Origin of the sequence: Microbacterium arabinogalactanolyticum (assembly GCF_030268005.1) — a bacterium.
In the GTDB taxonomy this organism is placed as follows: Bacteria; Actinomycetota; Actinomycetes; order Actinomycetales; family Microbacteriaceae; genus Microbacterium; species Microbacterium arabinogalactanolyticum.
The window spans coordinates 1,397,976-1,418,932 of the sequence record NZ_BRZC01000004.1; the positions used below are offsets into that span (position 1 = coordinate 1,397,976).

20 protein-coding genes are annotated in these 20,957 nt (G+C 70.3%); 8 read left to right on the forward strand and 12 right to left on the reverse strand.

The genetic code is table 11. From position 1 onward, the window contains the following. On the reverse strand, positions 1 to 1,811 hold a 1,811-nt coding region (locus tag MIAR_RS11070), incomplete at its 3' end, for an ABC transporter substrate-binding protein (protein WP_285635450.1). Between the two features lie 331 nt (positions 1,812 to 2,142). Here MIAR_RS11070 and MIAR_RS11075 point away from each other — a divergent pair. Then, positions 2,143 to 3,240, forward strand: coding sequence for a C39 family peptidase (locus tag MIAR_RS11075; RefSeq protein ID WP_285635453.1), 1,098 nt, complete (start codon positions 2,143 to 2,145; stop codon positions 3,238 to 3,240). 4 nt (positions 3,241 to 3,244) lie between these two features. On the opposite strand, the gene MIAR_RS11080 is transcribed toward MIAR_RS11075, so the two are convergent. After that, positions 3,245 to 4,363 (reverse strand): M20/M25/M40 family metallo-hydrolase, encoded by a 1,119-nt coding sequence (locus MIAR_RS11080; RefSeq protein ID WP_285635456.1) that lies wholly within the window; start codon positions 4,361 to 4,363, stop codon positions 3,245 to 3,247. Positions 4,364 to 4,474: 111 nt separating this feature from the next. On the opposite strand from MIAR_RS11080, the gene MIAR_RS11085 reads away from it, so the two are divergent. The 5 genes from MIAR_RS11085 to MIAR_RS11110 are packed head-to-tail and all read left to right on the forward strand — an operon-like array spanning position 4,475 to position 10,404. After that, positions 4,475 to 5,239 (forward strand): GNAT family N-acetyltransferase, encoded by a 765-nt coding sequence (locus tag MIAR_RS11085; protein ID WP_285635459.1) that lies wholly within the window; start codon positions 4,475 to 4,477, stop codon positions 5,237 to 5,239. Further along, on the forward strand, positions 5,236 to 5,946 hold the full coding sequence (locus MIAR_RS11090) for a MurR/RpiR family transcriptional regulator (protein WP_285635462.1): 711 nt from the start codon (positions 5,236 to 5,238) through the stop codon (positions 5,944 to 5,946). Before MIAR_RS11085 ends, MIAR_RS11090 begins: the two co-directional genes overlap by 4 nt. Next, positions 5,943 to 7,067 (forward strand): o-succinylbenzoate synthase, encoded by a 1,125-nt coding sequence (gene menC / locus MIAR_RS11095; protein ID WP_285635465.1) that lies wholly within the window; start codon positions 5,943 to 5,945, stop codon positions 7,065 to 7,067. The genes MIAR_RS11090 and menC overlap by 4 nt, the downstream gene beginning before the upstream one ends. Continuing rightward, positions 7,064 to 8,869, forward strand: coding sequence for a membrane dipeptidase (locus MIAR_RS17505; protein WP_344289015.1), 1,806 nt, complete (start codon positions 7,064 to 7,066; stop codon positions 8,867 to 8,869). Before menC ends, MIAR_RS17505 begins: the two co-directional genes overlap by 4 nt. Then, on the forward strand, positions 8,866 to 10,404 hold the full coding sequence (locus MIAR_RS11110; protein WP_285635469.1) for a serine hydrolase domain-containing protein: 1,539 nt from the start codon (positions 8,866 to 8,868) through the stop codon (positions 10,402 to 10,404). Before MIAR_RS17505 ends, MIAR_RS11110 begins: the two co-directional genes overlap by 4 nt. A 64-nt stretch (positions 10,405 to 10,468) precedes the next feature. Here the strand turns inward: MIAR_RS11110 and MIAR_RS11115 are convergent, their stop codons facing one another. The 9 genes from MIAR_RS11115 to hpt all read right to left on the reverse strand — a co-directional run bounded on the left by MIAR_RS11115 (position 10,469) and on the right by hpt (position 18,424). Further along, positions 10,469 to 12,295: a PH domain-containing protein gene (locus tag MIAR_RS11115; RefSeq protein WP_285635472.1), complete on the reverse strand. Its 1,827-nt coding sequence runs from the start codon at positions 12,293 to 12,295 to the stop codon at positions 10,469 to 10,471. Beyond that, positions 12,292 to 12,813, reverse strand: a complete 522-nt coding sequence (locus MIAR_RS11120; protein ID WP_425561591.1) for a PH domain-containing protein — start codon at positions 12,811 to 12,813, stop codon at positions 12,292 to 12,294. The genes MIAR_RS11115 and MIAR_RS11120 overlap by 4 nt, the downstream gene beginning before the upstream one ends. A gap of 151 nt (positions 12,814 to 12,964) precedes the next feature. Further along, positions 12,965 to 13,429 (reverse strand): DUF3180 domain-containing protein, encoded by a 465-nt coding sequence (locus MIAR_RS11125; RefSeq protein WP_285635475.1) that lies wholly within the window; start codon positions 13,427 to 13,429, stop codon positions 12,965 to 12,967. Further along, positions 13,426 to 13,959 carry a 2-amino-4-hydroxy-6-hydroxymethyldihydropteridine diphosphokinase gene (gene folK / locus MIAR_RS11130; RefSeq protein WP_285635478.1) on the reverse strand — a complete coding sequence of 178 codons (534 nt, stop codon included), beginning with the start codon at positions 13,957 to 13,959 and terminating at the stop codon, positions 13,426 to 13,428. The genes MIAR_RS11125 and folK overlap by 4 nt, the downstream gene beginning before the upstream one ends. Before the next feature lie 5 nt (positions 13,960 to 13,964). Beyond that, positions 13,965 to 14,336 (reverse strand): dihydroneopterin aldolase, encoded by a 372-nt coding sequence (folB, locus tag MIAR_RS11135; RefSeq protein ID WP_285635480.1) that lies wholly within the window; start codon positions 14,334 to 14,336, stop codon positions 13,965 to 13,967. 1 nt (position 14,337) lies between these two features. Then, on the reverse strand, positions 14,338 to 15,147 hold the full coding sequence (folP, locus tag MIAR_RS11140) for a dihydropteroate synthase (RefSeq protein WP_285635482.1): 810 nt from the start codon (positions 15,145 to 15,147) through the stop codon (positions 14,338 to 14,340). After that, positions 15,144 to 15,755 (reverse strand): GTP cyclohydrolase I, encoded by a 612-nt coding sequence (gene folE, locus MIAR_RS11145; RefSeq protein ID WP_285635483.1) that lies wholly within the window; start codon positions 15,753 to 15,755, stop codon positions 15,144 to 15,146. Before folE ends, folP begins: the two co-directional genes overlap by 4 nt. 1 nt (position 15,756) lies before the next feature. Beyond that, a complete protein-coding gene (gene ftsH / locus MIAR_RS11150) occupies positions 15,757 to 17,757 on the reverse strand; it encodes an ATP-dependent zinc metalloprotease FtsH (protein WP_285635486.1) in 2,001 nt (666 codons plus the stop codon). Between the two features lie 115 nt (positions 17,758 to 17,872). Continuing rightward, a complete protein-coding gene (gene hpt / locus MIAR_RS11155) occupies positions 17,873 to 18,424 on the reverse strand; it encodes a hypoxanthine phosphoribosyltransferase (RefSeq protein WP_285635488.1) in 552 nt (183 codons plus the stop codon). 89 nt (positions 18,425 to 18,513) lie between these two features. Here hpt and MIAR_RS11160 point away from each other — a divergent pair, with 89 nt between their 5' ends. Continuing rightward, positions 18,514 to 19,119: a DUF937 domain-containing protein gene (locus MIAR_RS11160; RefSeq protein WP_285635491.1), complete on the forward strand. Its 606-nt coding sequence runs from the start codon at positions 18,514 to 18,516 to the stop codon at positions 19,117 to 19,119. Between the two features lie 81 nt (positions 19,120 to 19,200). Here MIAR_RS11160 and tilS read toward each other — a convergent pair whose 3' ends face one another. Continuing rightward, positions 19,201 to 20,190, reverse strand: coding sequence for a tRNA lysidine(34) synthetase TilS (gene tilS, locus MIAR_RS11165; protein ID WP_285635493.1), 990 nt, complete (start codon positions 20,188 to 20,190; stop codon positions 19,201 to 19,203). 266 nt (positions 20,191 to 20,456) lie between these two features. Here tilS and ppa point away from each other — a divergent pair, with 266 nt between their 5' ends. After that, a complete protein-coding gene (ppa, locus tag MIAR_RS11170) occupies positions 20,457 to 20,948 on the forward strand; it encodes an inorganic diphosphatase (protein ID WP_285635495.1) in 492 nt (163 codons plus the stop codon). Positions 20,949 to 20,957: the final 9 nt, after the last annotated feature.

Genomic DNA, 20,957 nt, shown 5'->3' on the forward strand with positions numbered 1-20,957 from the left:
ACGATGCCGCCGATCACGAGGACGGCGATCACGACTCCCGTGACGATCAGCCCCACGTTCGGCCCGCCATCCGTCGCCGCGGTGTCGTCACTGGCCGGCCGCACCGTCAGATAGCCCCAGTAGCCGGACTGGTTGGCGATGATGCCGTCCTTCTTCGGCATGAGCGAGAAGTCGGTGAACCGGTCGGAGCGGTAGGCCTCGAGGCTGTTGGCGTACCAGGTCGCGATCTGCGGGGTCGCCGTGTAGTTCATCTCGAGCATCTTGCGCACGATCGCCTCGCGCTTGCTCTGGTCGAGCTCGGTGTGCTGCTCCTGGTACAGCTTGTCGAACTCCGGGTCGCACCAGCCATCCTGCGAGGTGCCGCCGGAACCGTCGGTCGCCGTCGGCATGTTCGCGCACGTGTTGATGCCGAGCTGGTAGTCGGGGTCCGCGCCCTGGCTCCAGCCGCTGAAGTACATGTCGTAGTTGCCCTTGGTGGTCTCGGCCGTGATCGTGTCGGTGTCGGTCGACTCCACCTTGATCGCGACGCCGATGTCCTTCATCCACGGCACGAAGAACTCGGCCTCGGCCTGCTCGGTGGCGCTGGTGGAGTCCACGTACAGGCGCAGCTCGAGCTTCTTGCCGTCCTTCTCGCGGATGCCGTCGGCACCGGCCTTCCAGCCTGCCTCCTCCAGCTTCTGCTTCGCCGCCTCCGGATCGAACTTCATGATGACCTTGTCGTCGGCCGGCAGCGTCCACTTCGGATAGGAGGCCGGGATGAAGCTGGTGGCCGGCTCGCCGTAGCCGCCGAGCACCTTATCGAGCAGCGTGTCGGTGTCGGTGCCGAGGCGGATCGCCTGCCGCACGGCCTCGTCCTGCAGTGCGGGACTGCCGTTGCCGTACGCCTGCCCGTCGCGGGTCTTCAGCCCGACGTTGAAGCTGATCGCCGAATAGCGCCGGCCCTGACCGGAGTGCGTGGCGATGCCCTTCACGCCGTCCAGCGCCTCGAACTGCGTGGCGGTGAGACCCGTGACCATGTCGACGTCGCCGGAGCGCAGTGCCTGCACCTGGGCGTCGGAGTTCGTGTAATAGATGTACTGGATGCGGTCGATCTTCGGGGCGCCCCTCCAGAAGTCCTTGTTCGCCTTCAGGACGATGGACTGGTTCGCCTTGTAGCTCTCCAGCAGGAACGGCCCTGATCCCACGACATCCTTGTCGTTCGCGTACTCGGCGGGCTTGTCGATCTTCTCCCACACGTGCTTGGGGACCACCGGGATCTCGACACCGGGGTTCGGCGCCTGCGGCTTCTTCATGTTCAGCACGACGGTCTTCTCGTCCGGTGTCTCGATCGAATCGACGTTGCTGAGCAGACCGCCGTTGGCCACGCCCATCGCCGGGTCGTCCAACATCGCCTGGTAGGTGTAGGCGACGTCGGCCGAGGTGATCGGCTTGCCGTCGGACCATTTCAGCCCATCCTGCAGTGTGAAGGTCCAGACCTTTCCGCCGTCGGACGGCTCCCACTTCTCCGCCAGGCCCTTGGTGGGCGAGCCGTCCTCCTGAGAGTTCTGCACGAGGAACTCGTACGTGTAGCGCAGGATGTTGGTCGGCAGCAGGTAGATCGAGGTGAACGGGTTGAACGAGTCCACGAAGCCCGAGGTCGCCACCCGAAGCGTCTTCGCGTCGGACTTGTCAGAGGGCTGCGCCGACGACCCGGCTGCGTGGATGCCAGTGGGGGCGGCGGCATTCGCGGCCGCGGCAGGAGCGACGACCATCGCGGCGGCCGCGGCCACGCACAGGGCGCGGACCAGATGTTTACGGTGACGAGTTCGCATCAGCATCCTTCTCTCGGTGCGGGAGCCGCGCGGAGACGGTCCCGTGGGATTCAGTTATAGAACCGCATGTCAGGCACTCTGGTCAACAGATTCGTACCAGATCGTTGCCATCGAAGGGTCTCACACGGTGTCTTCCCTGACATCTGGCGAACGGTGTCTCGGCGGCGACACCGACGCGCGTACAGCCTACGACACGTGTCATGCTCTGGGAACAGCCCTGGGAAGACCCGCCTTCGCATGACCGGGATGACTGGCGCCAGTCTTGACAGCACCCCTGGATGCGACTGATGATCCGTAACAGATCATCGGTCCTAACAAACGAGGAGCCACCGTGCCGAAGACCGTGACGCCGAGGTGGCGCACCCGACTGCTGCGCGCCGATCCGGAGGCAGGGTGGGAGGACCACGCCTGGACGTCCGCCGTACTGGAGCCCGGCTTCGCCGCTGATCAGGCGGTCGCGTCGTGGAACGTGGACGCCGGGGTCACGGCGCACGTCGAGATCCGCGCCCGTGGTGTCGACGGGAGCTGGTCGCCGTGGCTGCCCCTCGCCGACTGGGGCGAGCCCGGTGCGCGTCGCAGCCCCGAGCCCGCCTCGCGCGACAGGGCGGAGGCCGAGCCGTTCGTGGACACGGACGTGCTGATGGCCGCACCGCGGCATCCGTTCGACGCTGCGCAGCTGCGCATCACTTTCGACGCTGCGCAGCTGCGCATCACTTTCGATGGCCGATCCGGCGGCGATGCGCGCCTGCATCTCGCCGCCGTGAGCTTCACCGCGGCAGCGGACCCCCGTCCGTTCGACGATGACGGATCCGCGCTCGGCGCGGTCGGCGCCGCCGCGGCCCTCCGGCCGCTCTCGCAGCGCGCCTACCCGGCGCGCGACGACCTCGGCGGCGGAGGGCCGGTGTGGTGCTCGCCGACCTCGCTCACCATGGTGCTCGCAGCCTGGGGTGCAGATCTCCCCGAGTCGCCGGCGGATGCCCCGGGCGGCGCAGATCCGCACGTGCCCTGGGTGGCCCGCGGGGTGTACGACACCGTCTACTCCGGCACCGGCAACTGGGCGTTCAACGCGGCGCTCGCCGGCACTCTCGGGTTCGACGCGGTCATCACCCGGCTGCCGTCGCTGCGAGATGCTCGGAGACTGACCGACGCCGGGATTCCGGTGATCTCGTCGATCCGGTTCGCGGATCGCGCTGAACTGCCCGGCGCCGACTACGAGGCGCCCACCGGGCACCTGGTCGTGCTGCGCGGGTTCACGCCCGATGGGGATGTGCTGGTCGCTGATCCGGCCAGCGCAGGCGGCCCCGAGGGCCTGCGCACGTATCCGCGCGTCGCGTTCGACATCGCGTGGGCGCGCAGCCGTCGCACGGTCTACCTGGTCACACCGCGCGGACACGTCCTGCCGGAGCCCGCGGGCGATGGGGCCTGGTAGCGGTTCAGACGTCGGCGAGCACGGCCTCGAGCAGTTCGATGCGCGCGGTCAGGGAGGACAGCAGGGCGTGCTCGCCGACCGCATGTGCTCCGCCGCCGCGCGGCCCGAAGCCGTCGATCGTCGGAATGCCGAGGCTGCCGAGCAGGTTCGCATCACCCGCGCCGTCGGCCGGTCGCCCGGCGACGACCTGACCGATTCGCGCCCCCGCATCCGCCACCCTCGCGAGCAGCCGCTGGTCGGCGGCAGAGGGGCTCCAGGCGGGCCGATGACTGAGCACGGTCGTCTCGACGACCGCTCCGGCGCGCATAGGCCGGAGGGCGCGCAGCGCACCGAGCACCCGCTCCTCGGTCGCGCCGTCCAGGAAGCGCAGCCCGATCTCGGCTGCGGCCTCGGCGGGCACCACGTTCGCGCGCCCGCCGCCGTCGATCGTTCCGACGTTGCAGAGCACCTCCGAGTCCAGGGCGGGATCCGCGATGATGCTCCGGATCACCATGAGCTGGTCGACCAGTTCATCGATCGCCGAGACCCCGGCGTCCGGGTCGAGAGCCGCGTGGGCCGCCCGTCCGCGCACGTGCAGACGCAGCCGGGTGCTGCCCCGCCGTCCCACCTTCATCGCGCCGTCCGGATGCGGCGATTCGAATCCGATCGCGCCGGCGACGCCGGCCGCGCACTCCCGCATCAGGTCCTGCGACAGCGGCGAGCCGATCTCCTCGTCGCACACCAGGACGGCGCGCACGGCTCGCCGAGGCCGGCCGCGCAGCCGCTCGACAGCCGCGATCATCGCGACCAGGCCGCTCTTCATGTCGTAGACGCCGGGGCCGCGCACGACATCGCCGTCCACTGCCCAGGGGACCTCTCCCTCGAGGGTGCCCTGGGGCCAGACCGTGTCGGTGTGACCGACCAGCAGCAGCGGATCGCCTGCGCCGTCGACTTCGGCGACGAGGTGCGGGCCTGCGTCGCTCTCCACCAGGCGCACCCGCGCGCCGGCATCCGTCCACCACTGCGCGAGCAGAACAGCCATCTCCCTGGCGCCGCCGACATCCCGCGAGGGGGACTCGATCTCCGTCAATCGACGCAGCCTGTTCAGCAGGCTCTCCGCGCCCGTCGCCGCGGCATCCGTCATGCTCGCCCCCTTCGTGCGATGTTATGAACCATATCTGATCATTGCTTCGCCCCTCATCCTCCGATATCTTCAACCTTCGGATGGAAATCAGCGGAATATAGGATACGTATCATGCACCACGCGTCGGAGCGAAGGTACCAGTGCGCGACACTGCGCAACCATGCGGAGCTGCACGCGGCCGCCGATCTGTACGCGCGCGTGTTCGACTACGAGACCCCTGATCTGCATCTGAACACCAACCTGCTCAGCGCTCTCGTGCGCAACGGCGGATCAGCCGTAGGCGCTCGTGCCGAGGACGGCGAGCTGGTCGGCTTCGCATACGGGTTCGCCGGCCGCGACCGCGCAGGCCACGAGTTCCACTACTCGCAGGCCGCGGTGGTCGATCCCGCCCACCAGGGGTCCGGGGTCGGGCGGCTGCTCAAGGCCACCCAGCGCGATGTCGCCCTGGGCTGGGGACAGCGCCGCATGCGCTGGACCTTCGACCCCTCGCTGGCGCGCAACGCGCATTTCAATTTCAGCGCGCTCGGCGCCGAGGGCGTCGACTACGAGGTCGACTACTACGGCCGCCCCGGCACGGACCGCATCGTGGTGGAGTGGGCGCTGGACCGCCGGGACGACCCCTACGCCGCCGCACGGTCGTTGCGGCCTCCGCAGTTCCGTCCCGAGGACTGGGGCCGGCCGATCCCGGCCGACGACGACGCGATCTGGCTGCCGGTCCCCGCCCAGCCCGGCGACGATCCGGACGTCTGCCGTGCGGTGCGTTCGGGGCTCCGCGGACTCGTGGCAGAGGACCGCGTGCTCGTCGCGTGCACGAGAGTCGACGACAGAACTGCCGCGCACCTCGCGGTGCGCCGCCTCGACGAGGAGGAAGAGTGAAAGCGAACAAATCCCTTTCGGCGGCCACGAACGAGGCGGACGCCCACGACCGGACGCTGGTCTCACCCGGCGAGCGCTACGGCGAGCGCATCCGCACGAACGTGTCGGCCGAAGCGCTGCAGGCGCGCGTCATCGAGGCGGAGACCCGGTCCCTGGCGCAGACCTTCGACGAGCTCTCCCGCACTGGCGACGTGCCTCGCGCCGCCGCCCTGATCCTCGGCGCCCGTCGCCGCTACATCGGTGGACAGGGCAAGGCCGCGGCGTACGCGGAACTGCTCGGCGCCGACCTCTCGGCGACCCTCTCGAACGTGTTCCTGGTCGACGGCCGCGCACTGACCCCGCTCACCGTGCTGACCGACGTGCGCGCCAGCGACGTTCTCGTGGTGTTCTCGATGCGTCGCTACCGGGAGGACACGGTGCGCTTCGGCGAGCTGTTCCGCGAATCGGGTGGCCAACTGGTGGTGATCACCGACAGCGCGGATGCGCCGCTGGCCGCCGTCGCCTCGGCCCTCATCCGCGTGCACACCGGTTCGGCCTCGTACGCCGACTCCCCCACCTCGGTCGCCGCGGTATGTCACCTGCTCTCGACTCTCACCACTGCCAGCGCCAAGGGGGCGCGCCGCCGGCTGACCGTGCGCGACCGGTTCGGCAGGGATCTGGGCCTGTATCACACCGGCCCGGCCGCGGGAGCGGAGCCACGGGGATGAGGATCGATCGACTGCGTCTCTTCGAGGTCGCTCTCCCGCTCGTGCATGGATTCCAGACCAGCTCACATCGCAAGACGGCCCTCGACCACATCCTGATCGAGGCGACGGACGCCGAGGGCCGCACGGGCTGGGGCGAGATCGCTTCCCCCGCCGACCCGTTCTACGGCTCGGAGACCACCGAGACGGCGTGGACGATCGCGTTGCGGCATCTGGTGCCGGCCGTTCTCGGCGTCGAGTGGGACACTCCTGAGCAGCTGGAGGCGAGCTGGCGCCGCGTCCGCGGCCACGAGTTCGCGAAGGCCGGGTTCTCGTCCGCCGGCTGGGATCTGCATGCCCGCGCTCAGGGTCTCTCGCTCGCGACCGCGCTCGGCGGCAGCCGCACCGAGGTCGTCGCCGGGGTGTCGCTCGGCATCGAGCCGACCATCGACGACCTGCTCGCACAGGTGGAGCGTCAGCGGGATGCCGGGTACGGCAGGGTCAAGCTCAAGATCGCTCCCGGCTGGGACGTGGAGCCCGTGCGCGCCGTGCGCGCGGCGCATCCGCACCTCGACCTGCATGTCGACGCGAACGGCGCGTACCCCGATGACGACGCAGCCGCCGAGGTCTTCCGCGTCCTCGACGAGGCGGAGCTGACCATGATCGAGCAGCCTTTCGCGCCGCGTGACTTCGTCGCGCACGCCCGATTGCAGCAGAGCATCGAGACCCCGATCTGCCTCGACGAATCGGTTGTCGATCTCGGTGACCTGCGCACCATGCTCGCGCTGGATGCCGGCCGCATCCTGAACATCAAGGTGTCGCGGATGGGCGGGCTCTCGGTCGCGCGCGCCGCGCATGATCTGGCCGCGGAGGCGGGGGTGCCGGTCTGGTGCGGTGGCATGCACGAATACGGGGTGGGGCGGGCCGCCAACGTCGCGATCTCGTCGCTTCCCAACTTCACGCTGCCCTCGGATGTGTCAGGGTCGGACAAGTACTTCACACGCGACGTCGTGACGCCCCCCGTGGTGGCGCACGAGGGTCGTGTGACGGTGCCCGCCGCACCCGGGATCGGGCACGACATCGACCTGGAATGGGTGCGCCAGAACACCTCCCGCAGCTTCGACACGGACAGGAGTGACGGATGATCCCCGTCATCGACGGCCACAACGATCTCGCCTGGGAGCGCCGTGAGCGCTTCGGCTCGACGACGACTGGTCTGGACGGTTCGGTGCCGACGCTGCACACCGATCTGCCGCGCCTCGTCGCCGGCGGCGTCGGCGGGCAGTTCTGGTCGGTGTGGGTGGATCCCGAGCTGGTCGGAGCCGAACAGGTCACGGCGACACTGGAGCAGATCGACTTCGTGCAGCGTCTGATCGCCGCCTACCCCGACCGCCTGGCGGCGGCGCGCACGGCCGTCGATGTGCGGACCGCGATGGCGGAGGGCCGGATCGCCTCGCTGATCGGAGTCGAGGGCGGTGCGCAGATCGACGGATCGCTCGCCGTGCTCCGTCAGTACGCGCGACTCGGCGCCCGGTACATGACGCTCACCTGGTCACGAACGATCGCCTGGGCGGATTCGGCGACCGACGAGCCGCAGCACGGCGGCCTGACCGGCTTCGGCCGCGACGTCGTGCGCGAGATGAACCGGATCGGCATGCTGGTGGACCTGGCTCATGTGGCGCCGACGACGATGCGCGACGCCCTCTCCGTGAGCACGCGGCCAGTGGTGGTGACGCATTCATGCGCTCTGGCACTGTGCGACCACCCCCGCAACGTGCCCGATGACGTGCTCGAGATGATCGGCGCGCAGGGCGGCGTGGTGATGGTGGCGTTTGTGCCGTCCTTCGTCTCGCAGGCCCGGCGCGACTGGGTGCTGGCGGGCGAGCAGGGCGAGCCCCCTGCGGTCGGGATCGCGGATGTCGCCGACCACGTCGAGCATGTCCGTGACGTCGCCGGCGTGCACGCGGTCGGTCTCGGCGCGGATTACGACGGCACCGGGTCGATGCCATCCGGCTTGGAAGATGTCTCGCGCTATCAGAGCCTGCTCGAGGAGCTGCGCACCCGCGGATGGTCGCAGCAGGATCTCGAGGCCGTCGCACACGGCAATGTGCTCCGTGTGCTCGAGGCATCCGATGCCGACCACCTCGCCTTCTTGGCAGGAACCGCCGGCGAGCCGGTGGCGAGCACCCCGTCGGTCGACATCGCGCAGCGCACGGCTGCGCGGGCCCCGCGCGTGCTCGTGGTCGTCAACGCCGAGTCCTCAGGACCACGTCGACTCGGACGCTGGCTCGAGGAGGACGGCATCGTCGTGGACACCGCGCTCGGGTCGGACGGCCTGCCCGACGACCTCAGCGGCTACGACGGGCTGGTCATGCTCGGCGGCGGACTGATGCCCGACGACGACGATCGCGCCCCCTGGCTGGCGCAGGAGCGAGTCCTGGCCCGCGAGGCGATCGACGCCGATCTGCCGACGCTCGGCATCTGTCTGGGCGCTCAGCTGCTCGCGCACGTCGCCGGCGGCGAGGTGCGCGCCTCCTTCGGCCCGAAGGAGCGCGGAGCCACCCTGATCACGCCGTCCGCGCACGGGTCGTCGGATGCCCTGCTGTCGGCGCTCGGCGACGCCGTTCACATGATCGAGAACCATCAGGACATGATCACGGCGCTGCCGCCGGACGCCGTGCTGCTCGCGTCGAGCGAGGCCGTCGAGAACCAGGCCTTCCGTCTCGGCGCGCACGTACGCGGCCTGCAGTTCCATCCCGAGGTCGGCGCCGAGGATCTCACCCGGTGGGAGGAGCCGACCACCAGGGCGGAGGGTGACCGTCCAGTCGCGGAACTCCTCGCCGAGGCGCGGGACGTCGACCAGCTCAACACCCGCGCCAGCCGGTCGATGGCCGCGGCATTCGCCGCGGAGGTACGCGCTGCCGCAGCGGCCCGGATCGCAGGATGACACCACGTCCGCTCGCGACGGAGGAGCTGGCCGCGCAGGCACGCGAGGCGTTGGCCGGGCGGCTGGATGCCCCGACGCTGCGTCGTGCCCCGGCATCCGTCACGGCCGTGACTCACCATGGCGCGGTCGTGTCGGTCCACACCCATGGCGAGCCGCACCGCGACGGCACCGCGACCGCTCCCGGCACCGTGTTCCGGATCGCGTCGATGTCGAAGAGCTTCCTCGCAGCGACCGTGCTGTCGCTGCGAGATGAAGGGCTGCTCGACCTGCACGTCCCGATCGAGCGCTACGTGCCCGAGGCGGCTGCGACGCGGTACGACGGCCGCCCGGCGCATCTCACGCTCGACATGCTGCTGAGCAATCGGTCGGGCCTGGCCGAGGACAATCCGTGGGGCGACGAGTTTCTCGGCGCGTCCCGGGAGTTCATCTGCGCGCTGGTCCGCGACGGACTGACGCTGTCGGCGACTCCCGCGTCCACGTACCAGTACTCCAATCTCGGCCAGTCGCTGGCCGGTCGCGCGATCGAGGCGGTCACCGGACGCCCTGTCGAGGACGTCATCAGGGAGCGGATGCTGCACCCGCTGGGCCTTGCCGGCACACGGGCATCCGCCGACCTCTACCCCGCCGGCACCTACCTCGCACACGGCTTCCGCACGTTCGATGACGGTGACTCCTTCGTGCCGGAGCCGTATGTCGAGACCGGGGCGCTGGGCTGCATCGGCAGCCTGTTCAGCACGGTCTCGGACATCGCCGCGTGGATGGGGTTCCTCGGCTCAGCGTTCGAGGCGAACGCTGCTGACGCGGTGCTCGCCGCCTCCTCGCGGCGGGAGATGCAGGTCGCGCACACCCTGATCACCCCCGCAGTAGGGCAGTTCGGCGAGCGCGAGCTCGACGGTGCGGGGTACGGCTATGGGCTCGTCGTGGAACACGACCGCCGCTTCGGTCGGGTCGTGCAGCATGCCGGCGGGCTCCCCGGGTTCTCCTCGCACATGCGCTGGCACCCGGCGAGCGGCATCGGCGTGGTGGTGTTCGGAAACTCCGACCAGTTCGGCGCGGGTCGCATCGCCGGCGCCGTGCTGCACGACGTGCTGGGCAGAGTCGACGCCCCGGCCGCCATCGTCCGACCGTGGCCCCAGACCGTCGCCGCGGCCCGCCGCATCGACGACCTGCTCCGCGCGGGACGGGCGGATGCGTGGGAGTTGATGGGTCCGCTCGCGCGCAACGTGCTCCGCGACGTGCCCGCCGAGGTCCGTACTCGACGCCACGAAGCAGTGCTCGCTGAGGTGGGCCCGCCGACCCCGGATGCCCTGCCGTTGGAGCGGCGGGTGGTGTCGGCGAGCGATGCCTCCGCGCTGCGCTGGACCGTGCCGTGTCGCGCCGGGGCACTGGTGTGCGACGTCCGGATGATGGGGTTGCGCGAGCCGCTCGTGCAGTCGATCGACGTGCAGCCGTCCGACGAGACTGGACGCAAGCCCCGCGGGGAGACGCCGCTGGTCACGGACCACCACCGGGTGCTGCTCCCGGCCGATCGTTGAGAGAGCAGCGAAAAAGCGAGACGGAGCGCCAGGCGCGGCGCGGCGCTCTGACGCCTCCGCTCGATCAGGGCGCAGGCGGCGCGCTCGGCGGCATCGGCGCATAGCCGCCGGCCGGAGCGTCGTAGGGTCCTGCGACCGTGGGTCCCGCGACCGTGGGTCCCGCGTGCGCGGCGCCACCGGCATCCGCGGTTCCCGATCCCGTCGACGGATCCAGGTGCGACCCCCAGCGGTGCGAGTGATCGCGAGCGGCGGCGGCCGCGGCCGCCCGGCTCACGCCGTCGAGCAGCGCGATCGCGTCGTCGCGCTCGAGGCCGGACAGCGTGCCCGAGATGGGGCCGGTGACGGAGTGCACCTGCCCGCCCGAGACGCCCTGCAGCCGGTCGAGCGGCCCCTGCGACACCGACACGCCCTGCAGACGTGCCAGCGGGAAGACCGCCAGCTTGCGCCAGAACACACCGCGGCGAAGCAGCACGCCGAACTCCGTGACCGCGTAGCCGTGCCGCTTCCACGACAGCGGCCGGTGCCACCAGGCGCGCGCCGGGATCGTCTTGTACGGGTCACCCTCGACCGGGCCCAGGATGCCGTGCTCCCACACCAGCGGGATGTCGGACTGCGGGGCGTCCGGAAGGATCAGCGCCAGCACGCGCTCGACGTCGGCGCGCTTGCCGACCGGGAGCACGATGTTGAACTGCTGCGCGTTGCCGTTCTGCTGCTGGGCTGCGCTCTTGCCGCTCATCCGGTTGATCTTGATCGCCCACCAGCCGAAGGGTCGCCACAGCAGCGACTGCGTGACCTCGACCGCGAAGATGCGACCGGGGGGGAGCGTCTCGGTGACCGTCGTCAGCAGACCGTAGGTGATGCGCACGCCGTCAGGGGTGGGCGCGATCGAATAGCGCAGCGACTTGGAGATCTGCGACCAGGTGATGCCGACGAAGGCGACGATCATCGGGATGCCCATGCCGAGCAGGACCCCTATCGACACGAGTCCGATCTCGGCGGGCGGCTTGCCGTCGACGGCCGCGATGATCACGCCGGGCACGAAGGCGCCGAGCAGCACGATGCCGAAGAACACCAGCCACAGCGCCGAATGCACAAGATGCGCCCCGACCAGCCGGCCGGTGGGGATCTTGACCACGCTCTCCGGCGCGACGTCGGCGAGGTCGACGCCCTGGATGAGTCCGTTCACGCCGGCGTTCATCGAGCCGACCAGCTGCGCGGTCACGCCGGCGGGCGCGGCGGCGCCGGCCCGGCCGTGCTCGCGAGCGGCGCGGGCGCCGGATGCCAGCCGCAGGATGTCTGCGCGGATCGACTCCGCGCGGGCGGTGGCGAGGTACTCGAGCTCGACGTTCGCGTCGTTTCCGGCGCCGACGACCTCGAGCTTGGCGAGCCCGATCACGCGCGCGGGGAACGGACGGGTGAGGTTCACGCCCTGCACCCGGTCGAGCGGGGCACGACGGTGCGAGCGGAACACGATGCCCTTGCGCACCTCGACGTGGTCGCCCGTGATGCGGAACTGGTGGAACCGCCACACCATCCAGAAGACCAGGACCAGCACGACCGCCAGCGCGAGGACGCCCAGCAGCACGACGAGGATGAGGTTGTTGTCCAGCACCCAGTCGACGGGGTCGCCGCCGTAGTCCATGTACTTCGCCTCATCGGGGGCGAAGAGGCTCACGAACCAGCTGATCAGGCGCTCGCGCATGTTCGAGATCACGACGCCGGCCACGATGATCAGCACCAGCCCGCCCTTGAAGAGCGGGGTGAGCGGATGCATGCGGTGCCACTCGCCGTCGGCGAGGGACGAGGATCCGCCCTCGGGCAGCACGGTCGTCGACGGCGTTCCCGCGGGCGGGCCGGCGGGGTCCGGTCCCCAGGGTGCAGGCGTGCTCACAGGCCGGTCCTGCGGGTCTCGGCCACCTGGATCAGCGTGTCGCGCAGCGCCTCGGCGCCGTCCTGCGTGAGGCCGGGGATCTGCACGCCCGTGGTCGCGGCGGCCGTGACCATCTTCAGCTGCGAGATGCCGAACGCCCGGTCCAGCGGACCCTGCGTGATGTCGACGAGCTGCATGCGCCCATAGGGCACCGCGACCATCCGCTGCCACAGGATGCCGCGGCGGAACACCACGTCGTCCTCGCGCAGCATGTACCCCATCGCCCGCGCCTGGCGCGGCAGGATGATCAGCGTGATCACCGTGACGGCCAGCATGAGGCCGGCGGGGATCCACACCCAGACCTGTTCGAACGCCAGGTGGATGACGAGCGCCGCGACCACGATCAGCACGATGAAGATCGCGTTCTGCACGTACTCCGAGATCACGTAGCGCGGCGAGATCTGGTGCCACGTTCCGTCGAGGGCGAGCGCGGCGGGGCTGCGCGGCGTGCGCAGCTGCTGATAGGTGCCCTGGTCCAGCACCGGCGGCGCGACCGGCGCCTCGCCGACGGGCTCGGGGGCCGAGACGGGCGGCACCGGAGCGGCGGGCGGCACCGGCGCCGAGGGGATCAGCGGCGGCTCAGGCGCCCGCGTCTCCTGGGCTGCTGAGCCTGTCGAAGCATCGTGGGGATCACGGGGCGGGGTCGTCGGGCTCTCGGTCATCGGAATCCTTCGGCAGAGTGCAGAACTGTTCGGCGAGGAGCGCCGCCCCGATCAGCAGCAGCGCGCCGACGACCAGGGCGACCATCGCCACAGTCGACCCTACCGGCGCGGGCACCGGCCGTGTGGAGAGGAAGGCGAGGAGGCCGGCGCCGAAGCCGGCGAGGATCGCTCCCAGCAGACTCGACGCCTGCGCGAGCATGGACGCCCGCACCGCACGGAAGGGGTCGATGCGGATGCCGCTGCGCACGCTGCGCCGCACCGGCCAGGCCAGCAGCAGGCAGGTCGCGCCGAGCAGCACGAGCAGGACAGGCAGGAAGATCGTCGGCGTGAAGGTCGCGTTCCCGGTGATGGTCAGCAGGTGATCGAAGCCGTAGCCGGCGGCGGCCGAGAGCAGTCCGAGGACGATCAGCACGCCGGGGGAGGTGCGTCTCACGGCTCGTCCTTCAGCCGGCGCACCAGCTCGTCCACGCGTCCGGCGCCGGGCAGCACGGCATCCGGATCGAGGCTCAGCCAGGGCTCGAGCACGAACAGCCTCTCCGCCGCGCGCGGGTGCGGCACCTGCAGGTGCTCCTCGGAGCTGCGGAAGTCGCCGTAGGCGATCAGGTCGAGGTCGAGGGTGCGGTCGCCCCAGCGCTCCCGGCGCACCCGCCCCTGCTCCTCCTCGACCGCGTGCATCATGCCCAGCAGCACCTGCGGCGCCAGTCGCGTGGTCACGAGGGCCACCGCGTTGAGATAGCGCGGGGCGTCCGGGTCGGGTCCGTCGAGCTTGACGGCGACGCTCTCGATCGGATCGGACATCACGACATCGTCGACCAGCGGAAGGCGACGCAGCCGCTCGGCTGCGGCGCGCAGCGTCTCCCCCCGGTCGCCCTCGTTCGACCCGAGGGCGATGACGGCGACCTGCGGCTCGCGACCCGGGCGGGGGTCGGGCGGCTCGGGAAGGTGGGTCAGGCGGACGTCCATGCGGGTCACGCTTTCTGCATCCGGTGGATCGAGACGGCCACGTCGGCGAACGTCTGCGCGATGGGCGCGTGCGGCTTGTGCACGGTGACGGTGACGGTCTTGACGCGCTCGTCCTCGAGCACCGCATCCGCGATCCGCTGCGCGAGGGTCTCTATCAGGTTCACCGGCTCGCCGGCGACGATCGCGGCGACCTTGTCGGCCAGCTCGCCGTAGTGCACGGTGTCGGCGACGTCGTCGGATGCCGCGGCATTCTTCAGCGGCAGGCCGAGCTTCAGGTCGATCGTGAACTCCTGGCCGTCGCGACGTTCGAAGTCGAACACGCCGTGGTGGCCGAAGACCGTCAGCCCGGTCAGCAGGATCTCGTCGAGGAAGTCCATCTCACGCTCCATCCCAGGCGCCGGCGATGGCCAGCGCGTCCCTCGTGGCGGCGACGTCGTGCACCCGCACCGCCCAGGCGCCGGCCCGCGCGGCGAGTGCGCTGGTGACGGCGGTCGCCAGGTCACGCCGTCGTTCGCTGAGCGGATCGGGGCCCGACACCCGGTGCAGCGCGTCGGCCAGCAGCCGCTTGCGCGAGGTTCCGACCAGCACCCGGTGGCCGAGCGCGGTGATCTCGTCGAGGCCGCGCAGCACCTCCCAGTTCTGCTCCGCGGTCTTCGCGAACCCGATGCCCGGGTCGACGATGATGCGCGCCGGGGCGATACCCGCGGCCATCGCAGCTTCGGTGCGCTCGCGCAGCTCGCCCGCGACCTCGCGCGCGACGCGGACGTACTGGGCGTGCGCGTACATGTCGTCGCTCGGACCGCGCCAGTGGCCGATGGCGATGTCGGCGCCCAGGTCGGCCACGGCGGCCAGCATCCGCTCGTCGGCGAGACCACCGGAGACGTCGTTGACGATGCGGGTGCCCGCTCGCACGGCCGCGACGGCCGTGTCGGCGTTGAGCGTGTCGATGGAGGTCGGGATGCCGGCATCCGTCAGCGCCTCGATGACCGGCAGCACCCGCGCGCGCTCGACCTCGGGGTCGACGCGCACCGCACCGGGACGGGTCGATTCCCCACCGACGTCGATGATCACCGCCCCCTGGGCGTGCATGAGCCGTGCGCGCTCGATCGCCGCAGTCGGGTCGACGTAGCGCCCGCCGTCACTGAACGAATCGGGCGTGGTGTTGAGGATGCCCCAGATGCCGGTCATGCGCGCGCCTCGTGGGACGCCGCACCGGAGGCGCCGATGAGGGTGATCAGCTCCGTGCGGGCCACGGGATCGGTGAACTCGCCGCGGGCGGCGACCGTGACGGTCGAGGCGAACGGCTGGCGTCCCCCGCGCATCGTGACGCAGCCGTGGGTGGCGTCGAGCACCACGAGCACGCCACGGGTGTCGAGGTGCTCGGCGATGGCATCCGCGATCTGCTCCCCCAGCCGCTCCTGCACCTGCGGGCGGGAGGCGAGGGTCTCGACGACCTTGACCAGCGCGCCCAGGCCGACGACCTGCTCGCCCGGCAGATACGCGAGGTGCGCGACGCCCGCGAACGGCAGCAGATGGTGCTCGCAGACCGAGCGGAAGCGGATGTCGCGCAGCAGCACCGCACCGGAGGGCAGCGTGTCCGGAGCCGGCCCGCGCGTCACGCTGATGGTGCGCGCGAGGTGCGCGGCGGGATCCTCGTCCACGCCCGCGAACAGCTCCGCATACAGCTCGGCCATCCTGCTCGGGGTCTGCTTCAGCCCCGGGCGATCCGGGTCCTCGCCGATCGCCTCGAGCAGCTCGCGGGTGAGCCGTTCGATCCGCTCCCTGTCGACAGCCACGTCAGGCCGTCGCCGGTCGCGCCTGTCCGCCGGCGGGCTTCGGACCCGCCGTGCGCGTCGTGGTCGTCGGCGCCGGAGCGTCGGCCGCGATCTGCTCGCGCACGGGCACGGCGATCGGAGGAAGCGTCGACACCGGGCGCTCGGTGCTGGAGAGCCACTGCGGGCGCTCGGGGAGCTTGCGCACGTCGGTGAAGATCTCGGCGATCCGGTGGTGGTCGAGGGTCTCCTCCTCGAGCAGCGCCAGGGCGAGGCGGTCCAGGATGTCGCGGTTGTCGCTGAGCACCTGGTAGGCCTCGTTGTGCGCCTGCTCGATGAGCGCGCGGACCTGCTCGTCGACGGTCTCGGCGATCTTGTCGGAGTAGTCGTGGCCGCGGTTCATGTCGCGCGCCACGAACATCTCTCCGCCCTCGGAGCCGAGCTTGACCGGGCCGACCTCGGTGGTCATGCCGTACTCGGTGACCATCTTGCGGGCGATGCCGGTGGCCTTCTCGATGTCGTTGCTGGCGCCGGTGGTCGGATCGTGGAACACGATCTCCTCGGCGACGCGGCCGCCCATCGCGTAGGTGAGCTGGTCCTGCAGCTCGTTGCGGGTGACGGAGTACTTGTCGTCGAGCGGGAGCACCATCGTGTAACCGAGGGCCTTGCCGCGGGGCAGGATCGTGATCTTGGTGACCGGATCCGTGTGGTTCATGGCGGCGGCCGCCAGGGCGTGCCCGCCCTCGTGGTATGCGGTGATGAGCTTCTCGCGGTCCTTCATCACGCGGGTGCGGCGCTGCGGGCCGGCGATCACGCGGTCGATGGCCTCGTCGAGGGCGCGATTGTCGATCAGCTGCGCGTTCGAGCGCGCGGTCAGCAGCGCGGCCTCGTTGAGGACGTTCGCGAGATCGGCGCCGGTGAAACCGGGCGTCTTGCGCGCGACGACCTCGAGCTCCACCGACTTCGACAGCGGCTTGCCCTTGGCGTGCACCTCGAGGATCTTCTGGCGCCCCTTCAGGTCGGGGGCGTCCACGCCGATCTGGCGGTCGAAGCGACCCGGGCGCAGAAGCGCCGGGTCGAGGATGTCGGGGCGGTTGGTGGCCGCGATGACGATCACGTTCGCGTTCGGGTCGAAGCCGTCCATCTCGACGAGCATCTGGTTCAGCGTCTGCTCGCGCTCGTCGTTGCCGCCGCCGAGGCCGGCGCCGCGGTGACGGCCGACGGCGTCGATCTCATCGATGAAGATGATCGCCGGGGCGTTCTCCTTGGCCTGGTTGAACAGGTCGCGCACGCGGGATGCACCCACACCGACGAACATCTCGACGAAGTCGGAACCGGAGATCGAGTAGAACGGTGCGCCCGCCTCACCGGCGACGGCGCGGGCGAGCAGGGTCTTTCCGGTTCCGGGAGGGCCGTACAGCAGCACGCCCTTCGGGATGCGGGCGCCGATCGCCTGGAACTTGGCGGGGTCCTGCAGGAACTCCTTGATCTCGTGGAGCTCCTCGATGGCCTCGTCGGCGCCGGCGACGTCGGCGAAGGTGACCGTCGGGGTCTCCTTGCTGACGAGCTTGGCCTTGGACTTGCCGAACTGCATGACCTTGCTGCCGCCGCCCTGCATGGACGACAGCAGCCACCAGAACAGCAGGCCCAGCAGCACGAGGGGAAGCAGAAGCGAGAGGAAGCCGTCGAACCAGGTGGCGCGCGGGACGACGTCGACCACGTCGGCGGCCTTGATGTCGGCACCGTCGATGGCCTCGACGACCTGGTCGGCGCGGGCCTCCACGTAGTAGAACTGCACGTTCTCGGAGCCCTGGAAGGGCTTGGACAGCGTGAGGTCCACCCGCTGGTCGCCGTCGGTGTTGACCGCCTTCGTGACCGTCTTGCCGCCGAGCAGATCGAGGCCCTGCGTGACCGTGATCTGCGTGGGAGCCGACAGGTTCGAGATCAGCAGGAAACCGGCGAAGAGCAGCGCGCCGATCAGCACGATGTAGATCAGCGGGTTGCGGGAGACCTTCTTGACATCCATGATCCGTTCAGCGTACCGCCCGGCGCTTAGCGCACTGCTGTGCGTTCACCATCGGCGTACCGTGAATCGGCCATGCGACGTCTGCAGGCGCCGGGATGCGGCTTCCGCCGGCGCGTCAGCTGTAGACGTGCGGTGCCAGCACGGCCACGTCGCGCAGGTTGCGGTAGCGCTCCGCGTAGTCGAGTCCGTAGCCCACGACGAACTCGGTGGGGATGTCGAAGCCGACGTACTTGCAGTCGATCTCCACCTTGGCCGCCTCCGGCTTGCGCAGCAGTGCGAGCACCTCGATGGACTCCGCCCCACGGGACGCGAAGTTCTCCAGCAGCCAGCTCAGGGTCAGGCCGGAGTCGATGATGTCCTCGACGATCAGCACGTGCTTGCCGTGCAGGTCGGTGTCCAGGTCCTTGCGGATCTGCACGACGCCGCTGGACTTGGTGCTCGCGCCGTAGCTCGACACGGCCATCCAGTCCATCGGGGCGTGGAAGGGCAGCGCGCGGACGAAGTCGGCCATCACCATCACGGCGCCCTTGAGCACGCCCACGAGCAGGATGTCCTTGCCCTCGTAGTCGACGGCCACACGGGTGGCGAGCTCGTCGAGCTTCGCGTGGATCTGCTCCTCGGTGACGAGGATCTGGGCGAGGTCTTCAGAGATGTCCGCAGCGCGCATGGATCGATTTTAGGTCGTGTGTCCTGTGGACCAGGCATCCGCACTACTGTGAGCGGTGGAGCGGGCATGCGCCCGCGGGGAAGGAAGACATGGACCTCGACGAGATCCTCAAGCAGGTGCCGATCGATGACATCGCGGAGAAGTTCGGGGTAAGCCCGGATGTCGCCCGTCAGGCCGTTCAGGAGGGCAGCGCCGCCATCGTCGGCGGACTGGCCAAGAACGCCGCGACGCCGGCGGGCTCCTCCGCCATCGAGGACGCGCTGAACCGCCACGGCGGCTTCTCGGGCGCCTCGAAGGTCGACGACGTGGATCAGGCCGACGGCGGTAAGATCCTCGGTCACGTCTTCGGCGACAAGCAGCATGAGGTCACCGAGAGCCTGACGAAGTCGGAGAAGACCGCGGGCGGCATCGACTTCGGCAAGCTCCTGCCGATCCTCGCTCCGATCATCATGGGCCTGATCGCGAATGCCAAGGGCGGTTCCGGCGCGTCCGGGAGCAACGGCGGCGGCGGGCTCGGGAACATCCTGGGCGGGCTGCTCGGGGGCGGCCAGCAGGGTCAGGCATCCGGCGGTGGCGGACTGGGCGACATCCTCGGCGGCCTCGGCGGTCTGCTCGGCGGCGGCTCCTCCAGCGGCGCACAGGGCGGCGGCAACGTGATCGGCGACATCCTCGGCGGCCTGTTCGGCAAGAAGTAGCCCGCACTTCGACGAGCTCAGCGGCCCATCTTCACCGGGTCCCTGAGCTCGTCGGAGGGTCGTGCTCGGATGCCGAGTGCCTCAGCGCGCCGCGAAGACGATTCGTCCTCCGGCCCGCTTCGCCGTGCATCCGGGCAGGTCGATCGGCCCTTGGCCCGACCAGTCGGTCACGAGCCGGGCGACCTCGAGCGTCTGAACCCGAGTCAGCCCGACGCCGAACTCGCTGTCGACGACGAGCCGGATGATGCGGTTGCGCAGCGCCGCGGGGTTCGCGGCGAGAGCCGCGACGCTCACCGAGATACCCGCCTCGGCGTGCTCGACGATGTCCTCGATGGTCTCGTGGATCATCTCGTCGAAGGCTTCGGCGTCCTCACGCAGCTGCTCGGCCGTGCGGGCCAGCGCCTCGGCGATCCCGGGGCCGAGCTCAGCCTCCAGCACGGGCAACACACGTTCGCGCGCGCGGACGCGGGCGAAGCGCGGCTCGGTGTTCTGCGGGTCGTCCCACGGTGCGAGGGCGGATGCCGTGCAGAACGCGCGTGTCGTCGCACGGCGCACGCCGAGGAGGGGCCGCGCCCACCGCGTCCCCTCGGCGTCCTCCCGCAGCGGTGCCATGCCCTGCAGGCTGGCCGCCCCGGAACCGCGGGCGAGTCCCAGCAGCACGGTCTCGGCCTGGTCGTCGAGGGTGTGTCCGAGCAGCACGACAGATGCGCCGAGGGCCGCAGAGCACTGCCGCAGCGCGTCGTAGCGGGCGGCGCGTGCGGCAGCCTCGAGGCCGTCCGGATGCTGCTGATCCACGTGCACGGTCAGGACCCGGGCATCCGATCCGAGTTCCCGCGCCTGGTCGGCCGCACGCTGGGCGACAGCATCCGATCCGGGCTGCAGACCGTGATCGACGATCGCGGCCGTGACCGGGAGGCCGAGCGCCCGCGCCTCGAAGACGGTGGCCGCCGTGAGCGCGAGCGAGTCGGCGCCGCCGGAGAGCGCGACGACCACCGGACCCGCCTCCAGGGCGGTGAGGGTCGCGCGCACGGCGCGGCGGACTTCGGCGATGGCGGGATCGAGCGATGGCATTCCTCCACGCTACGGTGCCCGGCATCCGGAGCGCATTCCCCGCCGCGCACCAGACGCGGAAAAGCGCGCTTGCCGCGGATGCGATCGTGGGTTCCGGCCCGCGACAGGCGCACAAGTCCGCGCGAAGAGCTGGTCTGTCGAAGGTCCGACCCCGGAAAGTTCCGCACGGCTCGCGAGTATCCTTGTGCGGGGCGGCCGCTGGGCTCCCCGCGAACTTCCGCCGCCGGCATCCGCTCGATCCCGGCATCCGAACCAAGGAGAAGCACATGGGCGCACACGACGCCGTCATCGAGATCCCGCGCGGCAGCCGCGTGAAGTACGAGGTCGACCACGAGACGGGTCGCGTGCACCTCGACCGCGTGCTGTACACGACGTTCGGGTACCCGGCCGACTACGGCTACTTCGACAACACCCTCGGCGAGGACGGCGACCCGCTGGACGTGCTCGTGCTGCTCGACCACGCCATCTACCCCGGCGTCGTCGTGAACGTGCGCCCCGTCGCCGTGCTGAAGATGAGCGACGAGGCCGGTGGCGACGACAAGCTCGTGGCCGTGCTGTCGAAGGACCCGCGCTGGTCGCACATCCAGGACGTCGACGACCTGGCGGAGTACACCAAGAAGGAGATCGCGCACTTCTTCGAGCACTACAAGGACCTCGAGCCCAACAAGTGGGTCAAGGTCGACGAGTGGGGCAACGCCGCTGAGGCGCAGCGCATCCTCGACGAGGCGATCGCGCGCTTCGGTGCCGAGGGCCACTGACCTTCATCC

Bases quoted from the DNA above. Each gene is read 5' to 3' on its own strand.
- MIAR_RS11080 (WP_285635456.1), bottom strand. From the start codon at position 4,363: ATGACGGATGCCGCGGCGACGGGCGCGGAGAGCCTGCTGAACAGGCTG.
- MIAR_RS11085 (WP_285635459.1), top strand. From the start codon at position 4,475: ATGCACCACGCGTCGGAGCGAAGGTACCAGTGCGCGACACTGCGCAAC.
- menC (WP_285635465.1), top strand. From the start codon at position 5,943: ATGAGGATCGATCGACTGCGTCTCTTCGAGGTCGCTCTCCCGCTCGTG.
- MIAR_RS17505 (WP_344289015.1), top strand. From the start codon at position 7,064: ATGATCCCCGTCATCGACGGCCACAACGATCTCGCCTGGGAGCGCCGT.
- MIAR_RS11110 (WP_285635469.1), top strand. From the start codon at position 8,866: ATGACACCACGTCCGCTCGCGACGGAGGAGCTGGCCGCGCAGGCACGC.
- folK (WP_285635478.1), bottom strand. From the start codon at position 13,959: ATGGACGTCCGCCTGACCCACCTTCCCGAGCCGCCCGACCCCCGCCCG.
- folB (WP_285635480.1), bottom strand. From the start codon at position 14,336: ATGGACTTCCTCGACGAGATCCTGCTGACCGGGCTGACGGTCTTCGGC.
- folP (WP_285635482.1), bottom strand. From the start codon at position 15,147: ATGACCGGCATCTGGGGCATCCTCAACACCACGCCCGATTCGTTCAGT.
- ftsH (WP_285635486.1), bottom strand. From the start codon at position 17,757: ATGGATGTCAAGAAGGTCTCCCGCAACCCGCTGATCTACATCGTGCTG.
- hpt (WP_285635488.1), bottom strand. From the start codon at position 18,424: ATGCGCGCTGCGGACATCTCTGAAGACCTCGCCCAGATCCTCGTCACC.
- MIAR_RS11160 (WP_285635491.1), top strand. From the start codon at position 18,514: ATGGACCTCGACGAGATCCTCAAGCAGGTGCCGATCGATGACATCGCG.
- tilS (WP_285635493.1), bottom strand. From the start codon at position 20,190: ATGCCATCGCTCGATCCCGCCATCGCCGAAGTCCGCCGCGCCGTGCGC.
- ppa (WP_285635495.1), top strand. From the start codon at position 20,457: ATGGGCGCACACGACGCCGTCATCGAGATCCCGCGCGGCAGCCGCGTG.